The sequence below is a fragment of the Nitrospira sp. genome (genome assembly GCA_024760545.1).
Classification (GTDB): domain Bacteria; phylum Nitrospirota; class Nitrospiria; order Nitrospirales; family Nitrospiraceae; genus Nitrospira_D.
In genome coordinates this window covers 182,839-201,098 of the sequence record CP060501.1, presented here as the reverse complement: position 1 = coordinate 201,098, position 18,260 = coordinate 182,839, and the positions used below count along the sequence as shown (strand labels likewise).

General features: G+C 55.3%; 17 protein-coding genes and 1 tRNA gene. 7 read left to right on the top strand and 11 right to left on the bottom strand.

What is annotated here, in order from left to right; translation table 11 throughout:
- Positions 1-674: 674 nt before the first annotated feature.
- The gene (locus tag H8K03_00880; protein UVT20510.1) at positions 675-1,010 is read right to left on the bottom strand and encodes an RNA-binding protein; all 336 of its coding nucleotides are present in this window, start codon (positions 1,008-1,010) and stop codon (positions 675-677) included.
- A gap of 596 nt (positions 1,011-1,606) precedes the next feature.
- Here H8K03_00880 and H8K03_00875 point away from each other — a divergent pair.
- Positions 1,607-1,798: a hypothetical protein gene (locus H8K03_00875; protein UVT20509.1), complete on the top strand. Its 192-nt coding sequence runs from the start codon at positions 1,607-1,609 to the stop codon at positions 1,796-1,798.
- Positions 1,799-1,880: 82 nt separating this feature from the next.
- On the opposite strand, the gene H8K03_00870 is transcribed toward H8K03_00875, so the two are convergent.
- Complete coding sequence (locus tag H8K03_00870; protein ID UVT20508.1) at positions 1,881-2,207, bottom strand: hypothetical protein; 327 nt, start codon at positions 2,205-2,207, stop codon at positions 1,881-1,883.
- Between the two features lie 472 nt (positions 2,208-2,679).
- Here H8K03_00870 and H8K03_00865 point away from each other — a divergent pair, with 472 nt between their 5' ends.
- Positions 2,680-2,871 carry a hypothetical protein gene (locus H8K03_00865; protein UVT20507.1) on the top strand — a complete coding sequence of 64 codons (192 nt, stop codon included), beginning with the start codon at positions 2,680-2,682 and terminating at the stop codon, positions 2,869-2,871.
- Positions 2,872-3,243: 372 nt separating this feature from the next.
- On the opposite strand, the gene H8K03_00860 is transcribed toward H8K03_00865, so the two are convergent.
- From H8K03_00860 to H8K03_00850, 3 genes are all read right to left on the bottom strand, one after another.
- A complete protein-coding gene (locus H8K03_00860; protein ID UVT20506.1) occupies positions 3,244-3,591 on the bottom strand; it encodes a hypothetical protein in 348 nt (115 codons plus the stop codon).
- 117 nt (positions 3,592-3,708) lie between these two features.
- Positions 3,709-4,062, bottom strand: coding sequence for a hypothetical protein (locus tag H8K03_00855; protein ID UVT20505.1), 354 nt, complete (start codon positions 4,060-4,062; stop codon positions 3,709-3,711).
- Positions 4,063-4,575: 513 nt separating this feature from the next.
- The gene (locus H8K03_00850) at positions 4,576-5,082 is read right to left on the bottom strand and encodes a hypothetical protein (GenBank protein UVT20504.1); all 507 of its coding nucleotides are present in this window, start codon (positions 5,080-5,082) and stop codon (positions 4,576-4,578) included.
- A 633-nt stretch (positions 5,083-5,715) separates the two neighbouring features.
- Between H8K03_00850 and H8K03_00845 the strand changes: the two genes are divergently transcribed.
- A tRNA-Ser gene (locus H8K03_00845) sits at positions 5,716-5,808 on the top strand.
- Positions 5,809-6,027: 219 nt separating this feature from the next.
- On the opposite strand, the gene H8K03_00840 is transcribed toward H8K03_00845, so the two are convergent.
- Both H8K03_00840 and H8K03_00835 read right to left on the bottom strand, forming a co-directional pair.
- A complete protein-coding gene (locus tag H8K03_00840) occupies positions 6,028-6,231 on the bottom strand; it encodes a hypothetical protein (protein ID UVT20503.1) in 204 nt (67 codons plus the stop codon).
- A gap of 364 nt (positions 6,232-6,595) precedes the next feature.
- The gene (locus H8K03_00835) at positions 6,596-7,324 is read right to left on the bottom strand and encodes an MBL fold metallo-hydrolase (protein ID UVT22336.1); all 729 of its coding nucleotides are present in this window, start codon (positions 7,322-7,324) and stop codon (positions 6,596-6,598) included.
- Between the two features lie 349 nt (positions 7,325-7,673).
- Between H8K03_00835 and H8K03_00830 the strand changes: the two genes are divergently transcribed.
- The 4 genes from H8K03_00830 (at position 7,674) to H8K03_00815 (ending at position 11,516) form a co-directional block, all read left to right on the top strand.
- A complete protein-coding gene (locus H8K03_00830) occupies positions 7,674-8,351 on the top strand; it encodes an FKBP-type peptidyl-prolyl cis-trans isomerase (GenBank protein ID UVT20502.1) in 678 nt (225 codons plus the stop codon).
- Between the two features lie 106 nt (positions 8,352-8,457).
- Entirely contained in the window at positions 8,458-9,816 is a 1,359-nt protein-coding gene (locus H8K03_00825) for an MFS transporter (protein UVT20501.1), read from the top strand.
- A gap of 46 nt (positions 9,817-9,862) precedes the next feature.
- Positions 9,863-10,384: a peptidylprolyl isomerase gene (locus H8K03_00820; GenBank protein ID UVT20500.1), complete on the top strand. Its 522-nt coding sequence runs from the start codon at positions 9,863-9,865 to the stop codon at positions 10,382-10,384.
- A gap of 151 nt (positions 10,385-10,535) precedes the next feature.
- Complete coding sequence (locus tag H8K03_00815; protein ID UVT20499.1) at positions 10,536-11,516, top strand: threonylcarbamoyl-AMP synthase; 981 nt, start codon at positions 10,536-10,538, stop codon at positions 11,514-11,516.
- A 33-nt stretch (positions 11,517-11,549) separates the two neighbouring features.
- On the opposite strand, the gene H8K03_00810 is transcribed toward H8K03_00815, so the two are convergent.
- From H8K03_00810 to H8K03_00795, 4 genes are all read right to left on the bottom strand, one after another.
- Positions 11,550-11,894, bottom strand: coding sequence for a hypothetical protein (locus tag H8K03_00810; protein ID UVT20498.1), 345 nt, complete (start codon positions 11,892-11,894; stop codon positions 11,550-11,552).
- Positions 11,895-11,990: 96 nt separating this feature from the next.
- Complete coding sequence (locus H8K03_00805; GenBank protein UVT20497.1) at positions 11,991-12,497, bottom strand: hypothetical protein; 507 nt, start codon at positions 12,495-12,497, stop codon at positions 11,991-11,993.
- 6 nt (positions 12,498-12,503) lie between these two features.
- Complete coding sequence (locus H8K03_00800; GenBank protein ID UVT20496.1) at positions 12,504-13,286, bottom strand: carboxypeptidase regulatory-like domain-containing protein; 783 nt, start codon at positions 13,284-13,286, stop codon at positions 12,504-12,506.
- 119 nt (positions 13,287-13,405) lie between these two features.
- Positions 13,406-18,148, bottom strand: a complete 4,743-nt coding sequence (locus H8K03_00795; GenBank protein ID UVT20495.1) for a multicopper oxidase domain-containing protein — start codon at positions 18,146-18,148, stop codon at positions 13,406-13,408.
- Positions 18,149-18,260 lie beyond the last annotated feature (112 nt).

Sequence of the window (18,260 nt, the reverse complement as noted above, 5' to 3'; positions counted from 1 at the left end):
CTTGACCTAGCCTGCTGAAAACCCTCGCAAGACCTATTAAACACTGGCGATTTCCCTGCTGTGGTGCGTACCGCCGTCTACCGTTAATTGCCTCGATTTACCGCCATTTCCCAGATTAATTCACTACGCTTTTCACTCCGCTTTCCTTGACGCAGCCCCTTAATAGGGTCAGACCGACCGTCTACTCCCGCCTCCGTAAGACGCCCTCACGGAAAGAGCAACCCTCAACCAAGGAGTCGAAATGGCCCAACGGTGGTCTCTGAGTCAAGAAGAAGACCTGCATCGCCAGGGTCTGTTTCGAAAGGCGAGAAAGGGCGACGAGAAAGCCAAGTTGGAATTACAAGACGTCTATGGCGTGCGACTATAGTCAGAGCATGAACGCGCAAAGTTGGTCTATGAAAATCCCCGACATGCTGCCGAACGCGGTAACCGAAAGGCTTGAAACTCTCACAGCATGCTAAGCTTGCCTTCTAGATGCATCACGGAGTATCAAGGATTTTGGAGGGTATACTCGGCTGAGTTTCTCCAACGGGAAAGAGTGTACTTACCCACGCCGTTTGAATACCTCGTCCTTCCGTTTTCAGCGGAGATTCCGGCCCGCGCCGCGTAATACCATTGAGGTGCGGTTGAGGAAGGCATGGGCCGGAGAGCCCCGTTCCTATTAGCAGCACCCGCTACCAGCGGTCACGCTTTCCACCGCCACTACGGCCACCTGGACGGCCTCCGCCGCTACCGAATCCACCACCACCTCCAGAACGCTGCTCCATGGGTTTCGCTTCATTGACCGTTAACGTGCGGCCTCCCATCTCCGTCCCATGAAGTGCCGTGATCGCGGCTTGCGCCTCAGCATCCGAGGACATCTCCACGAAACCAAATCCACGCGACTGTCCCGTGAACTTGTCTGAGATGATCCTCGCCGAAGCCACCGTGCCATGTGCTCCGAATGTTTCGGTCAACTGCTGCTCGGTCACCGAATACGGCAACCCACCGACATAAAGCTTCGAACCCATGTGGAGTTCCTCCTTGAATGAAGACATTGTCTTGAACTGGAGGAACGGAGGGAAGCAGCGGGCCGAAGACGCGGGCAATACGGCGACTCAGGTCTGACTTCCGACAGAATTCCCGGACAAGGCAACATCGATGATCCGAGCCTTTCTCAAACCGGCTTCGTCGCAAGGCCCGTACGACGGCGAAGGAACCGTAACACAGGGGTTGGGAGTTTACAACGTGCGCGCTGACCTGGGCGTGAACAAGTTGCCGGATGTTCGAAAATGCATATCTCCCACACAATTGACTAATCATATCCAGTACGGCGCGGAGAGGTGGCCGAGTGGCAACAGTTTGCTAACTCGCCGTGAGCACCGCGACATAACTCCCTGATAAACTTTGCAAGACCGCTTAAACATTGTGGATTCTATTGCGTTGGTGAGTACCCCGGTGTACCGTTAATTACCGCGCTTTACCGCCATTTCCCGGATTAATTCACTACGCTTTTCACTCCACTTTTCCTTGACGCAGCCCCTTAATAGGGTCAGACTGACTGTCTACTCCCGCCTCCGTTTAAGACGCCCTCACGGAAAGAGCAACCCTCAACCAAGGAGTCGAAATGGCCCAACGGTGGTCTCTGAGTCAAGAAGAAGAAGACGTGCATCGCCAGGGTCTGTTTCGAAAGGCGAGAAAGGGCGACGAGAAAGCCAGGTTGGAATTACAAGACGTCTATGGCGTGCGACTCTGGTCAGAGCATGAACGTGCAAAGTTGGTTTATGAAAATCCCAAACGCGGTAAGAAGAAGGCTTGAGAATCCCGATACGGAAAATTGTGAACCCTGCCGGTTACCCACCCTATACCTAACGATGTCTCCCCGAATATCGCTTCGCTTTTTACCGCTCCTGTTCATCCAGAATGTTCGTGGTCACATCGGAGACCGAGTGGCGGATGCTGTCTCTCTCCCCTTCCGAAAGGCCTTTCGTGAGGAACAGCGCCTCGGAGGCAACGGCGAACTCTTGGATCGTTTGCCGGTCGTGTAGGACCTGAGTTTTAGATTTACGCACGAGCTGGTCGACCAGGCTGGTCATCTCCGTCGTGTAATAGACGATCCAATCAATCTCGTCTTGAGTAAACGGAATGGCATCGATCTCTGCGGCCGCAGCGATGAGATGCTCGCACGAGCGGGAGTAGTCATTGATCTGTTTACGAAGAGGAAGCATGCCAGTTGGTCTTTGTTACAGAGTCGGCGGACGGCTATGTGTATCTGATCTAAGTATAAAATGCTACCCCGCTGAGCAGGGCGTGTCAATGGCGGTGGGGACGAAGAACCTATGGCCAGGATAGTTCTGCCACGGTTTGGCCACAAGTCAGCAACAAGGTGAATAAGTCGTGCGGCGCTCAGGGAGAGGTGGCCGAGTGGCCGAAGGCAACGGTTTGCTAACTCGCCCTGAGCACCGCGCCGTAACTCCCTGAGAAACTTCGCAACACCGCTCAAACACTGGCGATTCCCCTGCTCTCGTGAGTACCGCCGTCTACCGTTAATTACCGCGATTTACCGCCATTTCCCGGTTTCATTCACTACGCTTTTCACTCCGCTTTTTCTCCCCTTGAGCTGGGGATCACACTCGTTATCAACCCCGTCTCCATCACGGTAGTCTCACGGAAAGAGTAACCATCAACAAAGGAATCGAGATGGCTCACCCGTGGTCTGGAAATCAAGAGGAAGAAGACGAGCATCGCCAGAGTCTGTTTCGCAAGGCGAGAAAGGGAGACGACAAAGCCAGGTTGGAATTACAAGAAGACTATGGCGTGCGACTCTGGTCAGAGAAGGAACGTGCAAAGTTGGTCTATGACAACACCAAACGCGGAAAGCAGAAGGCTTAAGAATCCCTATATGGAAAATTGTGAGTCTCGCTAGAAACGGAGAATTACCCCCTTTTGCCCCCCTCTCGTCTTATAATGGCGATCCGGTCACGATCATTGATCCGGTATCTCTGTCTGTTTTGGCAGTGGCAGCGTAGGAGCCCATCCTTCCAGCCAGTCCGTTCGGCCCTCTCGGCGGTGTTCAGTCGTCCCATCTGCTCGAAGTCTAATCTCCCAGCGGTTGCCGTTCTTGTCTGTTCGAAGGATAAAAAGGCTAATGACGTTGACCGCCTTTCCCACGAGTCGGCGGTCGAGCCTTTTAGGATGTCGCCGGCAGTTGTGTGTGAGGATGAAAAAGCAGTCTGACGAGATTGGAGGACTGCGTCAAGTCGCTCACGACCGCTCCAATACAGGATCTTCCTGTTCATCGAGAATCTTCTTTGTGACATCGGAGAGCGATTGGCGGATGCTGTCTTTCTCCCCTTCCGAGAGGCCATCCGTGAGGAACAAGGCCTCGGAGGCGATGGCGAAGTCTCGTATCGTTTGCCGGTGGTGTAGCCCCTGAGTTTTGGATTTACGGACGAGCTGGTCGACAACGTTGGTCATCTCAGCGGTGTAATACGATATCCAGTCAATCTCGTCCTGAGTAAAGGGAATGGAATCTGGCGAAACCGCTGCAGCAATGAGATGTTCGCAAAAGGAGGAATAGTCCCTGATTTCTTTTCGGAGAGGTATCGTCACGCGACCGCCTTTTCTCACACAAGTCGGCGGTCGGGCCTTCCATGAGGCCGTCGGCAGATGTGGCTAGGGTAGAGTTGTAGGTTGAACCGATGAAAAAGTGATGTCAAGGGGCCTACATCACCCCTCGATGGACGGGTCTCCCGCTGGACCATCCTTTTCAACGAGAATCTTCCTTGTTACATAGGAGACCGAGTGGCGGATGCTGTCTCGCTCCCCTTTCGAAAGAGTATCCGTGAGGAACAACGCCTCGGAGGCGACGGCGAATGCTTGGAGCGTTTCCCGGTCGCGGAGGACCTGAGCTTTTAATTTACGCACGAGCTGGTCGACCAGATTGGTCATCTCAGCCACGTAATACGCGATCCAATCAGTCTCGTCTTGGGTGAACGCAGTGTCATCGGCGGATGCCGCGGCAGCAATGAGGCGTTCGCACGCGCGGGAATAGTCGCTGAGTTCTGTACGTAGAGGGAGCATACCAGTTCGCCTTTCTCACAGAGTCGGCGGACTGGCCTTCCATTCGGCCGTCGGCAGTGTGTTCAACGTGGGGCAAGTGATGCTACCGACTCAAGCACGGCATGTCAATGTCGGTGGGGACGAGGAATCTATGGCTGGCATCGTTCTGCCACAGTTTGGCTACAAGTCAGCGACAAGCTGAATAAGTCGTGCGGTGCTCAGGGAGAGGTGGCCGAGTGGCCGAAGGCAACGGTTTGCTAAATCCCGAAATGGTCCATCTCGAACTTCGCCAAAAGACTCGAAACACAGCATAAACACTAGCTGTAACGTTGCAACTGGCGTTACCGTCCTGTACCGTCGTTTTCCGTCATTTTCTGGGCGCGCGTCCCCCCGCGTTCGCGACGCCTAAGAAATCCGCCAACGTCGCAGAAGGATCTGCCTCAGACACTACCCTAGCGTTGAGTCGATCCAAGGCAGATCCGCAACAATGCCTCCCTCTCATGCAAAAATACCGTGAACACAACATCCATACATTTAGCGGAGATGGTGGATATCGATTACCAAGTTGTCTTCGTTCAACTCCGCCACTACGAGTTCGTAGCCCATCATAGTGAACACCTTGCTGCTCGCATCCTCATCCATCGCCAACATGTGCTTCCCTTCGGCATTGGAAATCTCAATTACCTCCCACGTGGGGTCCGCATAAGTCAGCCTGCCAGTGATCAGGCGATGTCCTGCGGGCTGAACTCCTTTCGCATGCAGATCAATCAGCATGTCGTGCTCATCGATTATCAAGATGACTTCATCGCCTTTCTTTGGGTTTAATAGCCCCATGCGCTCAGCTTTGTGGACGCTGACCGTACGCTGCCCCACGCCAGTCGGCTGGCCCAAAAACACTAAACCCGATTCGACCTTCTCGACCGTGACCGTTCGGTATTGGTGCACAGAATGCTTAGCGAGGTCGCCTTCATGGGCAAATGTTTGGCTCCCACACCACACAAGACCCGCCGCCACAACGATGCTGACAAGAATGGGATGCATAATGCCCCTCCTTTCATCTCTTCGCTCCAGCAGAGGGAAGAGACCATCGGATTTACGATTGGCCACACAAAGTGTGCCTCCTGATGAGAGGTGTAGATGAATTCTGGCGTTAGAGCGGCGGAGACTGGAGGGGTAGGTAAGCTCCAGGTCACGCCAGTCAGCGCGGCTGGAACGTCGTGCGTCGATGTTAGGCGCCGAGAGGCCGTGTCGTCAAGTGGGATATGCAGTGTGCTCCTTCAGACGGATAAAGGGTATGGAAGGAACAGATGAAACCACGTCGGACAGGATCGTTCTGCCACAGTTTGGCCACATCAGGGAGGGATCTCAAAACTGACTTTTGAAGGCAGACTGATCCAATAGGGTAGTTCAATCGTCTAACGTACATTTTACGGGCGGCAGTGGAATTGCTGGATGGCCTCACACCAGTTGAGAGCAACTGGGAATCTCTGCCTGGGCGTGTACGCGCTGGCGTAGTTCTGGAGGGTGAATCTGAGTGTTGAGGAGAGCGTCACTCCCCTCCGAGCGGAAACTAGTTGACCGGATGGCCTATAAAATGGGACAAATGTCGACTCGACTGAACACGAGAGAATGCAAATCTCCTAAGTGATTGACTAATCATATCCAGTACGGCGCGGAGAGGTGGCCGAGTGGCCGAAGGCAACGGTTTGCTAAACCGTCGTAGGGACAAAATCTCTACCGAGGGTTCAAATCCCTCCCTCTCCGCCACCATCGCTTACCACAACTGGCATCTCGAATAATCCCGCATAGGACCCCGTCGCCAGACCCCATATCCCCGCCCCCATAGTTTCTTTAGAGCCTCGGCGTCTTTTGCGACTGCCTCGATAATCCTGGTTCATTTTCGAGGAGCAACATTGTCGCCCTTCAAAGCCTTCTTGATTGCTAGACTTGAGACCCTGTCGATGCCCGATCCATGCCTTGTTGAGTTCAAGCCTTCTTGGCACCGCGCTTGGCAGCGTGTCGGGGATTTTCATACACCAACTCTGCACGTTCATGCTCTGACCACAATCGCACGCCGTACACTTCCTGTAACTCCAGCCTGGCCTTTTCGTCGCCCTTTCTCGCCTTGCGAAACAGACTCCGGCGATTCAGGTCTTCTTCTTCTTGACTCAAGGACCACTGATCTCCCATCACGACTCCTTTGTTGTAGTGTGCTCGCCCGATGACCGTGTCTTAACGGAGGCGGCTTTGTACACGAGATAGATTCCCAATTCAAGGAGAACATATCAGGGGGCTATAGAAGCCACAGCAACCCGGCTAGACACACTCTGCCCATCAGCGGTAGGATTAAGTTATCACCATATAACGGGAGGAGTAAGCCATGACTAGAGGGTTTGCTACTCATCCTCCGTTCCTGCTCATCACAGTCACCATTGTCATGATAGCGATTTTGGTGTTCGCTTCGATGACGGCAGGGTTCTAGGCCACGATACAAGCTCGATAGAACGACACCCTACACAACTGTGGTGGTGAAGAGGCTATAGACGGCTACAGATCAGATATTGCCGGCCCGCATGTTCGCCGGAATGGCAATGCTCATTTTCGCGGGGGGTGGCACTTTCCTGGCATTCATCGTTTCGATAAATGCGGCCTTCAAAATGGACAGGTTCAGTCGTTGGTTGCATCGCTTTTCTTCGCCGATGGTTGAGGACACCCGACCATTGTAGTCATGCCCGGGATAGACGATGGTGTCGTCCGGAAGAGCAAAGAGATTGTGGCGTATGGAATCGAACAGCTTCTCCGCCGAGCCACCTTGCAGGTCCGTGCGGCCGTTGCTCCCGATAAACAAGGAATCACCTGTGAATACTGCGCCGGGTAACACATAACTGATGCAGCTATCGGTGTGCCCCGGTGTGGCGAGCCCTTGGATGCGCGTATCGCCGAGAGACAATGTTTCGCCATCGAAAAGAAATCGATCCGCACCCATCACCACACCCTTTGCACCGCCTCCATAGACAATCTGTGCACCGGTCCGAGCTTTGAGCAGCGATGCGCCCGTAATGTGATCCGCATGAATATGCGTTTCGAGGGCGAATAGTAAGGTAAGACCAAGATCTCGAATGACCTTGCAATCACGTTCGATGTTTTCTAGGACGGAGTCAATAATGGCAGCCATGCCGGACATACGGTCGGAGATGAGGTAGGTACGTGCTTCTGCTCGATCGTCTACGTCTTGTACATCGTTGACATCCAATAAGGCCGTGACGAGATATGACTCATTCATCCCCATGACCGACCTTCCTCATTCAATGCGCCCGGTGGATAAGAAAAAACGAAGGCCTCTACGAATACGGGTTTCCTGCCGGGAAGTCAAATTCTGAGCGCCACTGAAAAGTAATTCTGAGTACTATGGAACACCTACCGGCATGGGGGTGTCCTCTTCCTCCCAAGGACACCCCCTTCCATGGTCATCCATGACCGACGAGCGAGCGACGCAATGGGCAGCATGTCATCCCATTGAATCTCCACGATGAGTTCATGAGGCTTTGGAGAAAATTTCTATTGTGAGATCAGGAAAGCTATCGTATTCTTACGTGCTACCTTAGCCCATCACAAGAAAGGACCCTCAATCCATGCGAATTCGTACATTGTGCCTTGCCACCGGGCTTCTTGTCCTCAGCGCGCCACTACTGGCGGCATCGCAAGATCCTGTCAACGATGACCAGAAAACTTTGTATGCCCTAGGGCTGGCCATCAGTCAATCGCTGGGGACCTTTTCCTTGAGTGAGACCGAACTCGAGATGGTCAAGACGGGCATGACCGACGGCGTGCTCAAGCGTCCTCCGAAGGCCGATCTCCAAACATTCGGACCCAAAATTCAAATCCTTCAACAGTCTCGACTGGCTCTTGTCGCGGAGGGTGAAAAGAAGACCGGCGCTGCATTTACGGCAAAAGCCGCTTCGGAGAAAGGCTCGACCAAGACCGAGTCGGGCATCGTCATTACCGCCATCAAGCCTGGAACCGGCGCAGCACCAAAGGCAACGGATACCGTCAAGGTCCATTATCATGGCACCCTGACCGATGGGACGGTATTCGATAGCTCCGTCAAGCGCGGGGAACCGGCGACATTTCCTCTCGACAAGGTCATCAAGTGTTGGACGGAAGGTGTCCAGCAGATCAAGATCGGTGGAAAAAGCAGGCTGATTTGCCCGTCCAATCTGGCCTATGGAGACAGCGGATCACCGCCGACTATCAAGCCCGGAGCGACCTTGGTATTCGAGGTGGAATTACTCGAAATCCTCAGCAAGTAAAGACGACGTTGCCGCCTCTGACAAAGAGGCGGCAATCCGTTCATGCATTCGAATCCTTCCACCATCAGAGCACATGCCTCTCCATACGTCTGATGTTTGAATCATCGTGAGCGAGACCATTCATCCTGATCGCAGAGAGCCTTCCCCTCCTTCTCCCCTGCGTTGGATGATCCTCGGATTACTTTTCGCCATCAGCGTGGTCACATACATCGACCGAGTCAATATATCCGTCACCGCCCGCGAAATGATGCCGGCATTGGGGCTCACCGATCAACAGATGGGGTACGTCTTCTCCGCATTCGTCGTCGGATATGCGCTGTTCCAAGTTCCCGGTGGATGGCTCAGCGACCGATGGGGTATTCGTATCGTCTTGACGATCGCGCTCATCTGGTGGTCTTGCTTTACCGCTTGGACAGCCATGGCGGCAACATCATTCCTGGCCGGGTCATTGGGAATCGTCGGTGCGCTTGCTCTTGTCCGATTTCTTCTCGGCGTCGGAGAAGCGGCCGCATTGCCGACCTTTAATCGAGCCGTCACAGACTGGCTTCCGCCCCATGAGCGAGGTCTGGGCATCGGCACCGCAATAGGTGGAATTGGGATCGGCGCAGCCATCACGCCGCCTCTCACCGCTTGGGTCATGGTCAACTATGGCTGGCAAACTGCATTTTATCTTTCGAGCGGGATCGGCATCGGCCTTGCCGCTATTTGGTGGTTCTTGGCTGCCGACCGTCCAGCAACTCATCCGTGGACAACACATCGTGTGGCGACCCCTTGCACAACGCCTGCTTCCACAACACGACCGTCGATTCCTTGGACCACGTTGCGAAACACACCGAGCGTCTGGTGGCTCATGCTGAGTTACGGATGTCTGGGCTATGTCGCGTACGTCTATATGTCCTGGTTCTATCTCTACCTCGTCAATGAGCGCGGCTTCACTGTCTTGCGCGGAGGATTGTTTGCGGCCGCCCCCTTCCTCACAATTCTTGTGTCCTGTCCTCTCGGCGGGTGGGTAACCGATCGATTGACGATCAGGCAAGGCGTAACGAAGGGCCGTCAAATCGTAGGCATGGTGGGGATGGGGCTGGCGGCAGGCTCCATCGCGTTGGGCTCGGCGCTGGAATCCCCCTATCTCGCCATCGCCAGTCTATCATTGGGTGCCGGATGGCTCTACTTCACAATCGGCGCCTATTGGTCTTCGACGAGCGATCTTTCACCGACCCATACCGGCAGTCTTTCAGGCCTCATGAACATGGGAGCCAATCTCGGCGGGGCCATTTCTCCAACGCTCACGCCGTGGCTCGCTCAACAGTGGGGTTGGTCCGCCTCACTCGGTTTCGCAGCCTTCATCGCCTTCATCGGCGGAATCATGTGGATACGCATCAAGCCTGGAGATGGGCTCGCAAAAGATGACACTGGGCGCGGAGGCTTGAGCGCTGAGCACGTACCATCCATCAATCAGAACTAAACGCGGTCCTTGTCACCAGGAAGGTCGCCTTGCTACATTCGTAACCATGACACTGCAGTTTCAAAAAAAGGACCCCCGTGTGACGATCACGACGAGGTTCGGGGAGATCAAGATTCGCCTCTACCCAGACGCGGCCCCTCGCCACGTGGAGAACCTGATCAATCTGGTGAAGATGGGATTCTATAACAGCACGACCTTCCACCGGGTTGTGCCTGGGTTCATCATTCAAGGCGGCGATCCTCTGAGCAAACATTCCGACCGTACGCTCCATGGCACCGGAGGACCGGGCTACTTCCTTTCACCTGAGCCGAACGATCGTCCGCACAAACGCGGAGCTCTGTCCATGGCGAAAATGCCGCGTGAGAGTAACAGCACGCGCGACTTCAATGATAATGGCTCACAGTTCTTCATCTGCGTGGGAGACAATAGTGGTTTGGATCGGCGCTATACGGTATTCGGAGAGGTCTTTCGCGGGATCGAGGTAGTCGATAAAATTGTCGAGGTCCCTCGCGACGAGCAAGACAATCCACTGGAGCCGATCAGGATCGTGATGACCGTGAAAGAATAACGTGCGAGATGCACGGCTATCTGTCCCGATATTCGCCTCACCTGTGCCGGCGACACGCGCTTCACGGGTGCATCGATCCCATCGTCCTCCTTATCGCCCAGTGAAACCCTGATCGGATCGTACAAGCCCTCTGTCCGTAAAGGCCAATCCGATGAATGGAACAATCCTTTCAGCCACCATTCCTAAGGCCATACAGCTGGCAGCGGAGACGATCAAGGCGGGCGGGCTCGTCGCGTTTCCAACTGAAACGGTCTATGGACTCGGCTGCGACGCCATGAACCCCGACGCAGCAGCGAAAGTCTTCGAGGCCAAACAACGCCCGCAGTTTGATCCCCTCATCGTGCATATCGCCGATCGAGAACAGTTACACATGGTGGTCACGTCTCTCCCCACGGCCGCTCAACAACTCATAGATGCCTTCTGGCCAGGCCCGTTATCCTTGGTCTTGCCGAAACAGTTGGCTGTCCCGGATCTCGTAACCGCCGGCTTGACCACCGTCGCAGTTAGAATGCCGAACCATCCTGTGGCACAAGCGCTTATTCGAGAGGCAGGTACCCCCATCGCCGCTCCCAGCGCCAATCCGTTTAGCTACGTCAGTCCCACGACAGCGCAGCACGTCGTCGAAGGTTTAGGAAAGAAGGTAGATGTGATTTTAGACGGAGGACCTTGCACAGTCGGTGTGGAATCGACGATCGTCTCCCTGGTCGGTCCGCAGCCCGAACTGTTGCGGCCCGGCACTATTACCCTCGAACAACTCACCGCCGTCATCGGTCCTCTGCGGCGAGCGTCATCCGAACAAGCAATGCCCATTGCGCCCGGGCAACTGACACGTCATTACGCAACACAGACTCCCGTAACAATCTTACCTTCCGCCGGAGCCAGACCAGACCGTGGACGGGATGAACGCGCAGGTTTGCTGATTTTCTCGCAAGCGAGTGAGAGCGACACCCGCTTTGCCGCTGTAGAAGTTCTCTCTCCGACCGGTGATCTCCGTGAAGCTGCGCGCAATCTCTTCGCCGCGCTCCGGCGTCTGGATGCCTTGGGCCTCGCCCGGATCTATGCAGAGCCTTGCAAAGAAGAAGGGCTGGGGCTCGCAATCATGGATCGACTGCGCCGCTGCGCCGCGCGTTGACGCTGTGCCACCCACCAATATTGATATGCGGATCTACTTGGCAAGTCCGAGTGACTTGAGCGCTGATCGGGCAGCCGTGCGGGCTTTGATGGCAGGGTTAAGAAGCACTCCTGGGTCGGCCTGGGCACCGATTTCCGATACCCGCTTACAGTGCCGAATCACCTCATTGAGCGACGTGACACTCTCGTCTCGGCCCGGATGCGAGTTTGATAGCTGCTTGAGAATAGACTCGGCATAACGGGAGGCTTCGCCGCAATGATGGAGAATCGCTTTCGCATCGCCCATTCCGCCATGCGCCACCATATCTTCCACATTCACCTTCAGACTATCCCCCGCTTCTTGCAAGCTTTGATCTGGCTGAGCAGCCCAGACAGCCATCCCATCGTTCGTCAGAACACAGCCGACGATGAGGCCACAGAGCGCGATGACCGACAGTCTGCCTGACCTGCATCTTGAAAATAGCCTCATAATTGCCTAATAGCGCCCCTTCGGCTCAAGTGTGACGGAGGTGAGGTCCCGATAGAGGCGATGAAATCCCTCCGTGCTCAATTCGGGGTCCCGCAGCTTGGCAAGGGCATCTTCAGTGATGGGATACTCGACGGTGTCATCATAGTTCGACGAAGCGATCGTGATAAACCGGGGCGGAAACAGTCTCTCCGGCAGCAAGATGCCGACACCCAAATTGTACTTGAGGGCCAGCCGTATCGCTTCTCGCGCCTTATCGGCCGGTACGTCCCGACCAAGCCCGATGTTCTGGGGTGGCTGACCCATCCGGGCAAACTGAAAGTGAACATTCAAAAGCCCTGCTTGCGCAAACTCCTGTTTGAGCTCTGCTTCCCGAGTGCGATACTGGTACGCCAGCACCACCTCGATACGGCTCACCGCCGGCGCCGGTGGAGTTTCACCGAAGGCCGGTATCATGGCAGGAAAGCCTGCCATGACCATGAGCATCAAACTGATCAGATATCGGCGCAGACGCATGGAGTATTATTTTGCGGCAAAGGTAAATTCAACCGAAGCACTACCCCCGGCGGTCACGGTGAAATCCTGCTCTTGTTCCCCAAGAGTCGGGTGCCAGGCTTTGATCCTGTAGGTCCCGGCCGGGAGATCACGAATATCAAACGTGCCCTCTCCGCCTGTCACGGCATAGTAGGGATTATCGACCCCGAGCCCATGCCCCTGCATGTAAGGATGCATCCCGCATTGCATGATGACACCACGACGATCCCCGGTGAAACGGATGACGTCCTGAGTTCCGGCCTTGGTCAGAGCCGGACGGTGAAACATGATAAAGACATGCTCACGGTCACGTTCATAGATCTGTAAGTCATGGGCAACGGAATCAAGGTTTTGTACCGTCAGAGGATGCTGATCTCGCATGACGGACACGAAGGGCACGAATTGACAGATATTCGCCTCCAGCTTCGTTTCCTCAAAATCAAACGGCTTTCCCTTGTTAACTCCATGGATCGTCACGATCACATCCTTGAGTCCACCTTGTGAGCCCACGATCACTTCGCGAAGCAGACGATCGCCTGATCCATCCGATAGGGCGCCACAATAGGCTTGGTCAGGGTAGCGATGAAGTTTGAACGCAAATGGATCAGGCAAATCACCGCTGAAGTGGACCATCCCTTTGACCGCCCCTCCATCAACCACAGCCATGGATTCATAGGCGGACGCCTGTTCAGATGCACCGACGCCGACCGCGAGCGTCATCAGCAACATGCCAAGAAAGCAGGACACCAAGCCACGAGTGAAGCATCTCATAGGTATGCTCCTGTCAAAAAAACACTGGGGAGCTATAGCTCCCCAGATGTATGAAGTCAGATAGGTTTGTCAGAAAAGCGGCGTACGTGCTGATCAGCACGTACGCCGCCCGATCTCACTTACTGTCCATTCAGCGACGTCGGTGAAGCTTTCCCTTCACCGAGCAATTGCTCCGCCGTCTTGGCCGGCGGAATCTGCGGCATCAACGGCTTGATCCGTTGATCATCGACTGGCAGGACCTTAAACATACCCCACTGTCCCGCATTGGCATGTGCCGGCCGTTGATTTTTCCACAGATAGTCGCCCACGATCTTGTTCGGACCGCCGGCTCCACCCGTGAGGTAGGCGTTGATAACCTCGGACCCGCCGAACTCCATGGTGCTCACTTGGTCGGCACCCTGCATGTAGGGCTCGTGCGGCCACTCATGGCCATCAACTGTAAACAACTGCACCTGCTCGCTGAATGCACCTAACACGTGAATGGCCACCGGGTCTCCGACGTGTGCCTGCAACAACGGGGTTGAAGGTGTATCACCCGCTTTGACGCAACTGAAGACCTCGGCTACCTCACACCCCTTTTCGATCCGCCAGGCAGTCGGTTCAGACCGGTAATTGACCGCTGTGATTCCGGCTACCTGTTGAATGTAGGGCATGAAGCTGACGCCCACGATATTATCCTCATCCTGGAACATCAAGGAGAAGTCCCGGTAGTTCTTCCGATTTTCATTTCCCGGAAGCGTCCGATCCACCAGAACATCGGTGCGCCAACTGCTTTTCATCGTCACGTCATCACCGGTCACCGGATCCCGATACCGTGAACCCTTTGGACCGACGATGATAGAGCCGAACAACCCGTTCCGTGGGTTCTCAACCACGTTCCCCCAGTCCTGAATGAGGGCAGCGAGTTCACCATACTCCGGATGAGCATAATAGGTGTACGTCTTGCTCTCGCCTGGACCGACGGTTTGATCACCGGGGTTGTTCCCGACATTGGCACCGAACGAGTCCTTCGGGTTGAACGCCATCATATCGACGTGGAACCCGGCTCGCTCTTTCGCCATTTCATTCTTCAGATTGATTTTCATGCAATCGCCGACATTCACGTGCAGAGTCAGCGGGCTCGGCTTCAATTCTCCGGCCTTGACCCGTCCACGATCGCCGTCGAGTACATACATCTTACCTTGCTCATTGCCGAAGACCATCTTACGCTCGAGATCGACTTCCATAACTCCCGGTGCCCCATCGTGGTACCGGAGCTGTTGATCGATCGCGGACACGTTGAAGGTCTTCACCGGCGCATCCGCCGGACAAACCGATGGAGCAGACTTCTGAATTTGCTCACGGCCTGGCAACGGCTTCAGGTCACCTTGCATTTCATCGAAGACACGGAAGATCCCCCAACTGCCTTCTGCAAAGTGCGATGCGCGTCCACTGTAGTAGAGATAGTCACCCGCCTGCTTCTGAGGCCCGCCGGCGGCTGGAATTGCCGGATCATAGCGCTCACCGATCGCCAGATGGATGGTGCTGCGCGGCATAGCGGTCGTACCATACCGCTCCATCGGGAACCAGTGACCGGTCACGTGCCACGTATGCACCTCATTGGCCGAACCGACCAGCGCACGAACGAGAATCGGATCGCCGAGGTAGGCACGCAACAATGGAGTGCCCGGGTCCCCGTGAATTCCGGACACGAACAGTTTTGACGGATCCGGATTGTTGGCAAGGCGCACGCTCAACGGCTCGACACGCATACTGTAGCCGCTGCCCGTGGTCGCCTCTCCACCGTTCAGGAACCACATCGATGATTTATTGATTCTCTCAGGGAACTGATGCGAAGGCGGCCCATCGACCGTCACCACATTCATTTTTGCCTGTGGATTGTCGGTCAAGATCAATTCAGCCGACCTCGCATTACTATCCATAATGTGCATCATGACTTCGCGGAAACTGCCACGGATATGGGCAGAAACCGGCTCGAGAGTATGGATATCAGCAACGGGGCCGCTGCGGATTTCCTTGCCGGTCACCGGGTCATGATACGTAGACCGAGGTGGCTCGGTAATGAACGCCGAGAATAACCCATGTCCCCATGTATCAGTGCCGAATACGTGGTCATGCCAGTACACGGTGCCTAAATCAGCATCGACGTACCAGCGCTCACGAATGAACTCCACACTGGCGATATCGTTCTTCTTATGCCCATACTTCAATGGGGCATCGAACGTGATCGTCTTGCCGTTGATGGCCTTGATCCTGACCACTTCAAAGTACTTCGGATCGTCCATCCCCACGCCAAGCTCTGTATTGAGATGAAACTTCGATGGATCGGCGACCGTGATGCTGCGCGCGCCGGCCTTGCTGTCCGCCGTCAACACGGTATTTGCCGGCAACGGCATCCCCTTTTCCGGCTCCGGATCCTTCAGCATCGTGAATGCCCGCAACGACATGTCGTACGAGAATCCGATGGTCGGTCCATCGGAGGCACTCGTATCGAACTGGAAGAAGTGCGGGTGGAGGTTGATCTTATTCGCCCATCCCGTCCGCGCATCATCCGGAATTTCATTTTTGAAGATGACGTCCACGCAATCGTAGACGTTTCCACGGATCACCAGCGGAACCTGCTTCGCGGGGTTCTTCCGAACTTCCGCTTCTTCCTCATGCAACACATAAATCATGCCGATCGGATCAACGATCGCCGGTGATTTAGGCGTGGCCGGCTTGAGGGTAATCGGCAGGATAATAGAGTGAGTGGTATAGAACTTCCGCGGAGAATTTTCAGGACAGAGACTCCACGGACCCTGCTCTCCGGGCCTGGCCGGCTCGGTGCTCTTCGTTCCGTCCTCCCTCACATGGAACGGCTCTAACCAAGGAGCGCCGCCATGATTGGGGGCAAACGGCGGCCGCTTCCCAAGATGTGGCCGTAGCCATGGGAATGCCAGCTTTCCTGTTTGCGGATCGAAGGTGACCGGCGGCCGTTTCAGCGGTGTCGGTGACGCATAGTCTGCCCACCGGTGGGGAGTTTCCGGCTCATTGAGGGCCAGATTCCCTTCCCACTTCCAGTTGATGACCGTCGCATCATGTGCCTTGGCCTGCTTGGTTTGGTCTTCCGTCTTGCCGGGAAGGCCTTGCGGCGGCAACATGTACTCCACCCAATCCTTGATGGAAACCTTCACCGGATTGGACTTCCAATCGGTCTTGTCTTTGGTGATCTCATACTTCTTCCCGCCATACCAATCTACGGTCGTGCCGACCAACTTATCGGAACTGACGGCGGGCTTGATTTTCCCTTTTCGATCCGGCAGCTCGACCAGCGGCTTCATCACGTCAGTCTGGAACCCCGGCGTCTGCAAGGTGTTGTATACCCGCCAGAATCCCCACATGCCTGTGACATAGTGCTGCGGGATATGGCAGTGGAACACGAATTCACCCGCCAACGCCTGCAACCCGCCTGATCCGCCCTCGATCACTTCGTCATAAATTTCAGACGGCCCGATCGACTGCACATCCAGACGATCGGAGGTGTCATTGATCATTGGGAACTTCACCGGACCATTCTTTGACAAGGTCGGATCCAGCTTGCTGGTTCCCGGCTGTCTGGCCCAACGGATCGATCCGCCATGTAAATGGTGGGAATGCACGATCTCCGATCCACCGACCATGCGATACTTTGCCGGATCACCCAAGTATGAACGCGGAATGGTTGTGGCCGGATCCCCGAAGGAATACGATCCATAGCCCTGCGACTCATCGGCAAAGCCGACTAAATGCGCCTGAAGCTCCAGCCGTGTGCCGTGCGGTTCGCTCCGATAGTTGAGCAAGCGCGCCGCCGGACGATACGTATCGGTATGCGCATCCCGCTGAGGCAGCATGTCTCCCTTGCGGTTCAACAACCGGAACGTCTCATCACCGGCCTCATGATAGAAAATCACGAACTCCCGGAAGTCCGATCCCTTCTCGAGATCGATCATGGCTTCCCAACCGCTGGTCATTTCTTCGCCCGTAAACGGACTCAGATAACGAGCCCCGCGTTGCTCGATCACGAGCGAACCCAGCAATCCCAGAGAATACTGTTCCCTGGATGCATGGCTGTGAAACGCACGTCCGCCCTCTTGAAGGTCGGTCGGAACGTACCATTCGAACTCGCCGGTCTTGCCCGTGGCCACCAACGCATCCGGGTTATTGGCCGTCGCCGGTCTGCCCGTGCTGGCGACCAGCATTTGCGACCCGTTAATGATCATGTTCGTCGGCTCACCCTCGATCTGATTCCGAAGAGTGATCCGCAGACAATCGCCCTGGTTGGCTCGGATGACCAGCGGCTGAATTAAATCGCCCTGCAAACCGTTCGAAACTGCGCCTTCCGAAAAAGTTTCATCTTCGCTCTCACGCGCCGCGCGGTTCTTGGTCTCTTCTTCACGCACTCCGGCGACATTTTCGGTCAGGGCATACATGTAGCCCGGATAAAAATCGCCGAACCGGTTGACCGTGATCTCGATGTTCATCGCCGTGACGTCATATTTCCGAACAGGCGCGTGCGCCGGGCATCGCATGCCCTGCGTCACCTTTACCTTGTCAGGATCCTCCGCAACCAGCAGCACGCCTTGCTGCATCGCGTGGGAACCGGCCCCCTGGAATGGGCCTTTCGTCTGCACCTGCCGTTCGATTTGCTCAACGGCTTTCGACATCTTATCCATCAACACTGGACCGGCTTGCGCACTAACCGGCGTTGCCACATCCGTCTGGGGATCTGCAGCCACGTGTGCATCGTGCGACATGATCGCACTGGCCGGTAGCACCCCAGCCAATACCAGGCTGGCTGCCAACCCCCATATTCCCGGCCACATCCTTTTCGTTGAAGCAGTCATACGTTCACCCTCCTCGAAAAAAAATATGTCCTCGCTACATCCCCGCATAAATCTACACAGAGAAAGAGACTCTTCCTTCGGTACTTAATCCTGTGGATGTCACAACCATTGG